Source organism: Marinomonas algarum, from assembly GCF_020532605.1.
Lineage (GTDB): Bacteria > Pseudomonadota > Gammaproteobacteria > Pseudomonadales > Marinomonadaceae > Marinomonas > Marinomonas algarum.
Window position 1 is genome coordinate 21,895 of the sequence record NZ_JAJATW010000013.1, and the last position, 12,114, is coordinate 34,008.

The 12,114-nt window shown below is 43.6% G+C and carries 7 protein-coding genes; 6 read left to right on the forward strand and 1 reads right to left on the reverse strand.

All coding sequences use genetic code 11. From position 1 onward, the window contains the following. Positions 1–224: 224 nt before the first annotated feature. From LG368_RS09705 to sucD, 5 genes are all read left to right on the forward strand, one after another. The gene (locus LG368_RS09705; RefSeq protein WP_226754528.1) at positions 225–3,062 is read left to right on the forward strand and encodes a 2-oxoglutarate dehydrogenase E1 component; all 2,838 of its coding nucleotides are present in this window, start codon (positions 225–227) and stop codon (positions 3,060–3,062) included. Between the two features lie 33 nt (positions 3,063–3,095). Continuing rightward, positions 3,096–4,637 carry a 2-oxoglutarate dehydrogenase complex dihydrolipoyllysine-residue succinyltransferase gene (odhB, locus tag LG368_RS09710; RefSeq protein WP_226754529.1) on the forward strand — a complete coding sequence of 514 codons (1,542 nt, stop codon included), beginning with the start codon at positions 3,096–3,098 and terminating at the stop codon, positions 4,635–4,637. Positions 4,638–4,726: 89 nt separating this feature from the next. Continuing rightward, positions 4,727–6,166: a dihydrolipoyl dehydrogenase gene (gene lpdA / locus LG368_RS09715; RefSeq protein WP_226754530.1), complete on the forward strand. Its 1,440-nt coding sequence runs from the start codon at positions 4,727–4,729 to the stop codon at positions 6,164–6,166. 89 nt (positions 6,167–6,255) lie between these two features. Continuing rightward, complete coding sequence (sucC, locus tag LG368_RS09720) at positions 6,256–7,422, forward strand: ADP-forming succinate--CoA ligase subunit beta (protein WP_226754531.1); 1,167 nt, start codon at positions 6,256–6,258, stop codon at positions 7,420–7,422. A 2-nt stretch (positions 7,423–7,424) separates the two neighbouring features. Next, positions 7,425–8,297: a succinate--CoA ligase subunit alpha gene (sucD, locus tag LG368_RS09725; protein ID WP_226754532.1), complete on the forward strand. Its 873-nt coding sequence runs from the start codon at positions 7,425–7,427 to the stop codon at positions 8,295–8,297. Positions 8,298–8,384: 87 nt separating this feature from the next. On the opposite strand, the gene LG368_RS09730 is transcribed toward sucD, so the two are convergent. Then, on the reverse strand, positions 8,385–11,339 hold the full coding sequence (locus LG368_RS09730; RefSeq protein ID WP_226754533.1) for a ligand-binding sensor domain-containing diguanylate cyclase: 2,955 nt from the start codon (positions 11,337–11,339) through the stop codon (positions 8,385–8,387). A gap of 321 nt (positions 11,340–11,660) precedes the next feature. Here LG368_RS09730 and LG368_RS09735 point away from each other — a divergent pair, with 321 nt between their 5' ends. Beyond that, complete coding sequence (locus LG368_RS09735; protein ID WP_226754534.1) at positions 11,661–12,086, forward strand: DUF2946 domain-containing protein; 426 nt, start codon at positions 11,661–11,663, stop codon at positions 12,084–12,086. The last annotated feature ends 28 nt before the right edge of the window (positions 12,087–12,114 follow it).

Genomic DNA, 12,114 nt, shown 5'->3' on the forward strand with positions numbered 1-12,114 from the left:
ACAAAGAAAAATCATCAACTTAGTAAATACGGATTTAAAGAGTATGACTTTTTTGAAAGAAAACTCTTTTGGTGGTTTAGTATTGAACATGGAAGGGCGAAAATAGCGGTAAATACACAAAAAATCGAGGCTTTATAGCCTTACGGGCCTGATAAAATGATTGATCTTATCATAGATTAATACCGGGACCCCGGTAGCTGGCTCGAACATAAGGGTGATCGAGAATGCACGAAAGTTTAATGGAGTTGCTGTGGAGCACCTCTCATTTTTCAGGTGGAAACCTGGAGTATGTAGAAGGGTTGTTTGAAAGCTACCTCGTCGATCCGAACTCAGTGTCGGAAGAGTGGCGAAAATGTTTTGACCAATTGCCTCGCATAAGTGAAGCACAATCAACTGATCTTCCCCATTCCGTAATTCAAGAACAATTTCTACAGATTGGTAAGAATAAATTCCGCGCTATGCCTGCTTCAGTAGGTGCTGCAGCGACTTCTGACCATGAGCAGAAACAAATCAATGTATTGCAACTGATTAATGCTTACCGTGTTCGCGGGCATCAGCATGCAACGCTTGATCCACTTGGATTGCTAAAACGTGAGAAAGTAGCAGATCTAGATCTGGGTTATCATCAATTAACGGGTGCTGACTTAGATACATCATTTAATGTAGGTTCTTTGTTTTTTAACAAAGAAAACCTTAAGTTAAGTGAGCTAGTGTCTGAACTAGAAAAAACGTACTGTGGAAGCATTGGTTATGAGTTTATGCACATTGTTGATACCCAAGAAAAAGCTTGGTTGCAACAGCGTGTAGAGTCAGTACGCTCCCGTCCTGAATACTCCCAAGAAACCCGTGAAAACTTGCTTGAAAGATTAACCGCGGCAGAAGGTCTAGAAAAATACCTTGCTAGCCGTTACCCAGGCGCAAAACGCTTCGGTCTTGAAGGCGGTGAAAGTCTGATCCCTATGGTTAATGAGTTGATCCAACGTTCTGGTGCACTTGGTGCAAAAGAAGTTGTGATCGGAATGGCTCACCGTGGTCGATTAAACGTACTGGTGAATACTCTTGGTAAAAACCCGAAAGATTTGTTTGACGAATTTGAAGGTAAAAAACTGGTTAATACATCAGGTGACGTAAAATACCACCAAGGTTTTTCTTCTAATGTGATGACAACGGGTGGTGAAGTACATATTGCTTTATCCTTTAACCCATCTCACTTAGAAATTGTTTCGCCTGTAGTTGAAGGGTCTGTACGCGCTCGTCAAGACCGTCGTAAAGATGTAGCAGGTAAAACCGTTGTTCCTATCTCCATTCATGGTGATGCAGCATTTGCTGGTCAAGGTGTGGTGATGGAGACATTCCAGATGTCCCAGACTCGTGCTTATCACACGGGCGGTACGGTCCATATTGTTATCAACAACCAAGTTGGTTTTACAACCAACCGTCAAGAAGATTCTCGTTCAACTGAATACGCGACAGATGTTGCGAAAATTATTCAGGCGCCAATCTTCCACGTTAATGGTGATGATCCTGAAGCCGTTTTATTTGTTACTCAACTCGCATTAGATTATCGCTATGAGTTTGGTCGTGACGTTGTTATCGATATGGTTTGTTACCGTCGTCGTGGTCACAATGAAACAGATGAGCCTTCTGGTACTCAGCCGTTGATGTACAGCGTTATTAATAAGTTGAAAACAACGCGTACTTTGTACTCTGAGCGCTTAATTGCTGAGTCGGTTGTTACGCAAGAAAAATCTAATCAAATGGTCAACGAAAACCGTGAAGATTTAGATAATGGTCGCCATGTTGCAAAAAGTCTTGTGCTTGAATCACAGACGGGCGCATTTGTTGACTGGAAGCCTTATCTTGGTGTTGAGTGGACGGAAGCAGGTGATACATCTTACCCGTTAGCTAAATTGCAAGAAGTCGCTAAGAAATTGACGCATGTGCCTGATGGTGTGGTTGTTCAGCGTCAAGTTCAGAAGATCTACCAGGATCGCGATAAGATGACGGCAGGCGCTTTACCACTTAACTGGGGTTATGCTGAAACACTTGCTTTTGCTACTTTGCTTGAACAAGACTACCCAATTCGTATTACGGGTCAGGATTCAGGTCGTGGTACTTTCTCTCATCGTCATGCGGTTATTCATAGCCAAAAAGACGGCAGTACTTATGTACCTCTGAAACATTTATCTGAAGATCAGCCAACTCTTGACCTTTATGATTCTTATTTGTCAGAAGAAGCCGTATTAGCGTTTGAATATGGTTATGCGAGTACATCACCAAAAGGCCTTGTTATTTGGGAAGCACAATTTGGTGATTTTGCAAACGGTGCACAGGTGGTAATTGACCAGTTTATTACCAGTGGTGAGCATAAGTGGGGCCGTTTATGTGGTCTAACGATGTTGTTGCCTCATGGTTATGAAGGTCAAGGGCCAGAGCATTCCTCTGCTCGTTTAGAGCGCTTCTTGCAGTTGTGTGCGGAATACAATATTCAAGTGTGTGTCCCTACAACGCCTGCACAGATTTTCCATATCATCCGCCGTCAAGCGATCCGACCTATGCGTCGTCCTTTGATTATCATGTCTCCGAAGAGTTTGTTGCGTCATAAGCAAGCAATTTCGACGTTAGAAGACTTAGCGGAAGGCAGTTTTAAAACGGTATTGCCAGAGTCATCTGATACTGTCACTGCTGATAAAGTGAAACGTGTTGTGCTTTGTAGCGGTAAAGTCTACTACGATTTGATCAATCGTCGTGAAGAACTGCAAAAAGAAGACGTTGCTGTGATTCGTCTGGAGCAGTTATACCCATTCCCATATTCAGATCTTGAATCTGAGTTGGAACAGTATAAAAATGTTGAGAGTTTGGTATGGTGTCAAGAAGAGCCTAAAAACCAAGGCGCTTGGCATGCTAACCGTCACCGCATGAATCGAGTATTGGAAAAACTGTACCCAGAATTGAAAATCCGTTTCGCAGGTCGCATGTCGTCTGCAGCACCAGCGGCTGGTTACATGTCTATCCATGTTGAAGAACAAGAAGCACTGGTTAACGACGCCATCGTTGGCTAGTACCATAGCCTATCAAAGAGATAAGGGTATAAAATGAGCATTGAAATTAAAGCACCTACTTTTCCAGAATCCGTAGCAGACGGAACCGTTGCTACTTGGTATAAACAACCAGGCGAAGCTTGTTCACGAGATGAGCATATTGTCGATATTGAAACCGACAAGGTCGTTCTTGAAGTGGTTGCTCCTGCTGATGGCGTACTGGAAACAGTATTGAAAGCAGAAGGTGACATTGTGTTAAGCGATGAAGTCTTAGCGACATTCGTGTCTGGTGCGGCAGCGTCTGCACCGGCAGAGGAGAAAGCAGCACCTGCTGCTGCTGCTGCGGCTGTGCCAGCTCAAGCAGCGGCGCCTGCAACAGAAGCGTCTGAGTCTGTTCAAATTAAAACACCTACTTTCCCAGAATCTGTCGCTGACGGTACTGTAGCGACTTGGTACAAACAGCCTGGTGAAGCTTGTTCACGTGATGAGCACATCGTTGATATTGAAACGGATAAGGTTGTTCTTGAAGTGGTTGCACCAGCAGATGGTGTTATCGGCGATATCATCAAGGCTGAAGGTGATACTGTACTAAGTGATGAAGTATTGGCTAATTTCTTGGTCGGTGCATCGAGCTCTGCTGCGGCGACGCCAGCTGAAGTGGTTGCGCCTGTTGCCGAGTCTGATGACGATGCTGTTGCAGGTCCTGCTGCACGCAAAGCACTTGCTGAAGCGGGATTAACCGCTAATCAAGTGAAAGGTACTGGCAAAGGTGGTCGTATCACAAAAGAAGATGTTGAGGCAGCAATGAAAACAAAAGCTCCTACGCCAGCCGCACCAGCGGCCGCAGCGAAACCAGCAGCGCCTGCTGCTCTACCACCACTTGGCTCTGATGGTCGTATTGAAAAACGTGTTCCTATGACACGTCTTCGTGCCACTATTGCGAAGCGCCTAGTTGATGCTCAACAAACAGCTGCGCTATTGACGACTTACAATGAAGTCAACATGGGCCCTGTCATGGAACTGCGTAAAAAGTACAAAGATGAATTTATGAAAGTTCATAATGGTACTAAGCTTGGTTTCATGTCTTTCTTTGTGAAAGCAGCAACAGAAGCGCTGAAACGCTTCCCAGCGGTCAATGCTTCAATTGATGGTAATGACATGGTTTATCACGGTTACCAAGACATTGGTGTCGCCGTATCAACTAATCGTGGCTTGATGGTGCCTGTGCTTCGTAACACTGAAGCGATGGGACTTGCGGACGTTGAGTCTACTATTATGGATTTCGCTTTGCGTGGCCGTGATGGCAAGCTTGGTATGGAAGATATGCAAGGTGGTACTTTCACCATCACTAACGGCGGTACTTTCGGTTCCTTGATGTCTACGCCTATCATCAATCCACCTCAAACTGCCATTTTAGGTATGCACAAAATTCAAGATCGTCCAATGGCGGTTAATGGTCAAGTTGTCATCCAACCTATGATGTATCTGGCTTTGTCTTATGACCACCGTATGATCGATGGTAAAGAAGCCGTACAATTCTTGGTGACAATTAAAGACTTGCTAGAAGATCCAGCTCGTCTTTTGCTTGAAATCTAAGTATTCATACCAAACTAAGTGTATGAATTGAATGCTAAGCGGTGTTTATCCCAATGCCGCTTTGTTTTTACTGAAAAATAGGACCTGTTATGTCTGATAAATTTGATGTTGTTGTAATTGGCGGTGGCCCTGGTGGTTATGTCGCTGCAATCCGAGCTGCTCAGTTAGGTTTAAAAACAGCCTGTATCGAAAAATGGTTAGACAAAGACAATAAGTCTCGCTTAGGTGGCACTTGTCTGAATGTTGGCTGTATTCCTTCTAAAGCACTTTTGGATTCTTCGCACAAATATCATGACGCTAAAGAATCTTACGGTGTTCATGGCATCAGTGTTGGTGATGTTGCAATGGATGTTAATGCGATGGTTAATCGCAAAGACAAAATTGTAGACCAATTAACAAGCGGTATTACGGGTCTTTTTAAAGCAAATGGTGTTACTAGCTTTGAAGGTTTTGGTAAGGTCCTAGCAAACAAGAAAGTGGAATTCACTGCCCACGATGGCACTGTGACAGTACTAGAAACGGAAAATGTTATTTTGGCAACAGGTTCTGTGCCAGTAAACATTCCGCCAGCGCCACGTACTGAAGACATCATTGTTGATAACGAAGGTGCATTGAATTTCCGTGAAGTGCCAAAACGTCTTGGTGTCATTGGCGCAGGTGTTATCGGCCTTGAGTTAGGTTCTGTCTGGGCTCGTTTGGGTTCTGACGTTGTTGTGTTAGAAGCTCAAGATGCTTTCTTAAGTGTTTGTGATCAAGATATCGCAAAAGAAGCGGCTAAGATCTTTAAAAAGCAACATTTAGATATTCGCCTTGGTGCTCGCGTTACGGGCAGCCAGATCAATGGTGAAGAAGTTGAAGTGACTTACCTTGATGCAAAAGGTGAAGAGCAGAAGCAGACTTTCGATAAGTTGATTGTTGCAGTAGGTCGTAAGCCTTTCACTCAAGGTTGTTTCTCTGATGACTCTGGTGTCAAGCTTGACGAGCGCGGTTTCGTGTTTGTAGATGAGCAGTGCCGTACATCTGTACCGGGTGTATTTGCGATTGGTGACATCGTACGTGGTCCTATGTTGGCCCACAAAGCATCAGAAGAAGGTGTGATGGTTGCAGATATTATTGCGGGCCATAAAGCACAAATGAATTATGATTGCATTCCTTCTGTCATTTACACACACCCAGAGCTTGCTTGGGTAGGTAAAAATGAACAAGAATTGAAAGCAGAAGGCATTAAATTTAAAGTGGGTAAATTCCCATTTGCGGCGTCTGGTCGTGCTATGGCAGCCAATGACACCGATGGTTTTGTTAAGATGATTGCGTGTGAAGAAACAGATCGTATCCTTGGTTGCCATATTATTGGTAGTCATGCGGCTGATCTTATCGCACAAGCTGTTATCGCGATGGAGTTTGGCTCTACCGCTGAAGATATTGCTTTAACTGTATTTGCTCACCCAACGGTCAGTGAAGCAGTACATGAAGCAGCCTTGGCGGTTGATAATCACGCTATTCATATTGCAAATCGTAAAAAACGTTAATAATAAATAGATTTGCCGGCATGACGCCGGTAATTTCTGCCATGAGGGCAGAGCATATGTCAACCATTTAGACAAACGGAAGAATAATAATGAACTTACATGAATATCAGGCCAAGCAGCTTTTTGCTGAATATGGTTTGCCTGTGTCTACAGGGTATGCGGTAGAAACGCCGGAAGCGGCTGTGGAAGCAGCAAAGAAAATCAGCAGCGACAAGTGGGTAGTAAAAGCCCAAGTCCATGCGGGCGGTCGTGGTAAAGCGGGCGGTGTTAAGCTTGTTAACTCTCTTGAAGAAGTGGCAGCGTTTACGGAAAACTGGATGGGTAAGAACCTTGTTACCTACCAGACAGATGCAAATGGCCAGCCAGTATCTAAGATTCTTGTAGAGTCTTGCACAGACATTGCGAACGAATTGTACTTGGGTGCCGTTGTAGATCGTTCTACTCGTCGCGTAGTTTTCATGGCGTCTACTGAAGGCGGTGTGGAGATTGAAAAAGTTGCTGAAGAAACGCCTGAACTTATTCATAAAGCTATCATTGATCCTTTAGTTGGTGCTCAGCCTTACCAAGCTCGTGAGCTTGCGTTTAAACTGGGTTTAAATCCAACTCAAATCAAACAGTTCACAAAAGTGTTCCTTGGTTTGTCTCAAATGTTCCATGACTATGACTTTGCCTTGTTGGAAATTAATCCTCTTGTGATTACTTCTGAAGGTAACTTGCTTTGCTTAGACGGCAAAATTGGCATCGACAGTAATGCAGTCTATCGTCAGAAAAAAATGCAAGAGTTCCACGATCCATCTCAAGAAGATGAACGCGAAGCAGATGCAGCTAAGTGGGAACTAAACTATGTTGCCCTAGACGGGAACGTAGGTTGCATGGTTAATGGTGCTGGTCTAGCGATGGGCACAATGGATATTGTTAACCTTCACGGCGGCAAGCCAGCTAACTTCTTAGATGTTGGTGGTGGTGCGACGAGAGAGCGTGTTGCTGAAGCATTTAAGATCATTCTTTCTGACAGTAACGTAAAAGCTGTCTTGGTAAACATTTTTGGTGGTATCGTCCGTTGTGACATGATCGCTGAAGGTATTATCGGTGCAGTAGAGCAGGTTGGTGTTAACGTTCCTGTTGTTGTTCGATTAGAAGGTACAAATGCTGAATTGGGTCGTGAAGTGTTGGCTAATTCAAATCTAGATATTATTGCTGCAGTAAGTTTGAAAGACGCCGCTGAGCAAGTTGTTAAAGCTGCGGAGGGCAAATAATAATGTCTGTATTAATCAATAAAGATACAAAGGTCATCTGCCAAGGTTTTACTGGCGGCCAAGGTACTTTCCACTCTGAGCAAGCGATTGCTTACGGAACAAAAATGGTTGGTGGTGTAACACCGGGTAAAGGTGGTCAAACTCACCTAGGTCTTCCTGTGTTCAATACAGTAAAAGAAGCTGTTGATACAACAGGTGCTGAAGCGTCTGTTATTTATGTACCAGCGCCTTTTGTTAAAGACTCCATTCTTGAAGCGGCTAACTCTGGTATTAAACTGATTGTTTGTATTACTGAAGGTGTTCCAACACTTGATATGCTTGATTGTAAAGTCAAGTGTGATGAGCTTGGCGTACGTCTAGTTGGCCCTAACTGTCCAGGCGTTATCACACCAGGTGAGTGTAAAATCGGTATCATGCCGGGTCACATTCATAAACCAGGTAAAGTTGGTATTGTTTCCCGTTCCGGTACTTTGACGTATGAAGCGGTTAAGCAAACAACAGACGCTGGTTTTGGTCAGTCTACTTGTGTTGGTATCGGTGGTGATCCAATTCCAGGCACAAACTTCATTGATGTTTTAGAATTGTTCCAAAACGATCCTAAAACGGAAGCGATTGTAATGATCGGTGAGATTGGTGGTACTGCAGAAGAAGAAGCAGCAGCCTACATCAAAGCTAACGTGACTAAGCCTGTTGTTTCTTACATTGCTGGTGTTACAGCGCCTGCAGGTAAGCGCATGGGTCATGCTGGTGCCATTATCTCCGGTGGTAAAGGTACTGCAGACGAGAAATTCGCTGCATTGCAAGATGCTGGTGTAAAAACAGTTCGTTCTTTGGCTGATATTGGTTCAGCGTTGAAAGAAATTACTGGTTGGTAATACCGTTTTACGGACTAGAAATTTAAAATCCCCGCTTAGGCGGGGATTTTTTTTGTGGTGAGATAAGTGTTTGATAAGGAGGGCGTATTAAGTACGGTTGTTATTTTTTTGAGTACGCCATAGTTGAACACAATTTCGACCATCGTTTTTTGCTTGATAGAGAGCTTGATCTGCCAACCTAATCAAGTCCTCATAGTGCCCGACTTGATGAGCAAAAGCGACTCCCATACTCACCGTCATTTTTAAGGTATTTGATAGATGGCTATGATCAATTGAGGCAATTCTTTGGCGTATACTATCGCAGTAGTCAAATGCCTTTTCCGCTTCCAGACCCTCTATGATCATAGTGAACTCTTCTCCTCCCCAACGCGCCACATGTACATCAGGTGCAGACAGCTGCAAAAGCTCGTTGCCAAGAGCTTGAATGACCTTATCACCAACTAAATGGGAGTAGTTGTCGTTAATTTTCTTAAAGTGATCTATGTCCATAATGACCATGACTAAGGACGTATTATTCTGTTTTGCCTGCTCAAACTTTTCTTTTAGAAGACGATCGAATGCACGTCTATTTGGAAGTTTTGTGAGTTCATCTTCGTTTGCTTGGCGTTGAAAGTCTTCTGATGTCTGACGTAAGGTGTGTGTCTGTTTTTCAATAATTGCTTTAAGCCTGACTTCACTTTGTTTAAGGCTGTGTAGTCGCCAATACATAAGGCCAACCATTAAAATAATAACCAATAAGACAAAAGCAACTTGCACTCTGAGTCGTTGCCAAAAGTGTGGTAAAACACGAAACTCGATTATTTGATCCGCATTATGCCAGTCACTATAAGGGTAGCGAGCACTGACAACAAATTTGTAATCGCCCGGTGCAAGGTTAGTGTATTCGGCAACAGTATTTTTCCCTCTAAGCGCCCAATCACTTTTGAAGCCGAGTAATTTAGTCCGATACTCAATACGTGACGACATCACGTAGCCAAGTCCAGCGAAATTGATAGTGACTCTGTTAGTACTGGCTGGTAATTCGTTGTGTTCAGTAAAGTCGATGTTATGACCATCGATTGACACTGATTCTATGACGATAGGTAAACGAAGGGCGGTCTTTTGTGATGCAAGAGCACTGTCTATTGTCGATACGCCCTTCGCGGTGGCAAACCAAACTTTTCCATTGTCCGTGGAAGTTGCTGCAGGGTTAGAGCCACCGTTAGCTTGGGCGCTCGCTAAGCCATCATCTTCTGCAAAGTGCTCAAAGGCGATTGTTTGTTGCTTGCCATCTGCAACCGCGTGTGCGGACTCGTAACTTATGCGCCAGATACCACGATTACTGGTAAGCCATAAACCGTCATCTCCGTCGTAAACGACTTGGAATAATTTATCGATTGGTAGCCCAGCGGATCGTCCTATCAGTTTAAGCTGACCGTCACGTTGTCGATAGCGAATCAACCCACGGTCAGTGGTAATCCAAACAAATCCTGGTTCTATCCAAAAGCCAAATGCATAGGCGGCGCCTTCTTGGGATTGGATGGGGATATTCTGTAAGCCATTATCGTTTAAAACAGCTACACCCACACCAGTACCCACCCACAGTTGACCTCGATTGTCTCGAGCTAGCGCCATGATGTATTCATCTGGCAAGCCCTGTTCACGCCCCAGTACTTGATAGTGTCCTTCGGTATCTCGTTTTACCAATCCATTAGTTGTACCTATCCATAGATTGCCTTGGTTGTCTTCTAAGATCGCTCGAACTTCATTGTTAGGTAAGCCACTATTTTGATCAAGATAGTCAAAAAGCTGATTATCCTGCCAATACTTGAGACCGTTTAAATAGGTTCCTACCCAGGCACCGCCTTGGTTGCGTTTTGCGAAACTAAGAACAGACAGTTTTGTAGCACTATTATCTAAAGCGGGTTGTGCTTTATTGTTTTTAATCAAGCTAAGACCTTCACTTGATCCTGCTAGGACGGTGTCGTTGTCTAGACTGATCACGCTGCGAACATAGTCACCGACCAGCTGTCGCTCCGATGTAAATGTAGTAAAGGGGGCACTGCGTAGTCTTAAGAGACCGCCATTTGTACCAATCCAAATACTCCCTTCTATATCTTGAAGCATAGATAAAACACGATTATTCGGCAGGCCCTGTTCTGCATTCAGATTTTCTATTTCACCGTCATGAAATTTGAACACACCCTTATTGATGGTTCCTAACCAGAGGCTACCTTCTTCGTCTTCCATAAGGGCACTGATCGCTTCATTGATAAGCTCTGAATGTAATAAAGAAACACGACCATTTTTTAATACGTAAGCCCCTTTATCCGTCGCTATGAGGAGGCTACCATTTTTTAATTCAATAACGGAATACACCCTTTTTTCAGGCAGACCATTTTGTTTAAAGACGTCCTCATATTTCTTATTCGTGGAAGGTGTATGAGAAGCATTTTTGTCTAAACGGAAGAGTCCCTTTTCTGTTGCCGCCCAAATTTGTGATTGTTTATCTTCTAATAAACGATAGGCGCTAGTGTTCTCTAAGTACCAAGATTCACTGTCCTGCTGACCTTGATTTATGGAGTGAGGACGATGAAATACCCCTAATCCTTCAGTGGCAATCCACAAGCCACCTTCACTGTCTTTTAGGACATGGTTGACCATATTTTTTGCGACAGGCTGTGGGTACCATTTTGTATCTTTGTGGTAGGTAATACCGCCGCGTGCGCCAGCCACCCATAGACCATTTTGGTCATCACTAACAAGTGCACGTGTACCTGAGTCAACAATTCCTGTTTTATCTGAGCGTTCATAAAAACGAAATTCACGACCGTTGTAGCGTGCAACGCCTTCCCAAGTAGCAAACCATAAATAACCATCCGTTGTTTGAGCGATTGCATTAATGCTGTTATGTGGGAGGCCATCTTGGGTAGACCAAGTGTCATTAAAGTAGTTCGCAAGAGGGATGGAGGCGTTTGCAGGCAAGACTGGGAAGAGGAAAATAAGGTAAAACCAGCACAGCCGCGCTTTTAGTTGGGTAACAGATAGTTGAATAACAGACATTTGAACCTTTTATTTTATTAAGCAGAGAGATCTCAAGCTGATAATAAACGCGTACAAACTAAGCATAGCACCTTGTATTAGAGAGCACCTGACATGAGTCAGCTTCAATAAGGTAAAGTCTATATTATACCCGACATTAGGGAAAGGCATGTTAATTGTCTGAGAGATTGCGTAATCAGAATGAAAACGTTGCCATTCTTTGAGGGTAAAGAAGATGCAGCAAAACATATGTGTTACACACAGATAACTTGTGCAAAGTCGTGAATGTCTGTTGTTTATCGGCTATCATATTGTTTACCAAAAAGTTTATCAAAAACCACAATGCCAAATATTATAAGAATAAAACCGGCTATCATTGCCTATATTTGTTTGTTTGCCATCTTGATGCTGACTCTAGGGCCTTTAGTTGCGCAGATAAAAACACCGACTATGTCACCTCTGCTGATGCATACAATGCCGTCTGCAGCACAAATGGTGTCGTCACATCACCACGATAGTTCACATGAAGATCATCACGCAGGAATGTCCATGCATCATGCTGGTATGGACGGTATGGCTTGGGACGAACGATGTGGTTACTGCGAGCTCAATCATAATTTTCCTCTTGTTATTAATCATTTACCGATTATAAAGGAAGTTTCTTCTTCGTTATCGCAAAGATCCAAGCAATGGGTTCGAGCCGCTTTTCGTTCGGATACTCTTTTCCTACTCGCATTGAAGCGAGCGCCTCCACGTCACCTGACTTAAATCATTATTTTTAATTGCATTTACATCT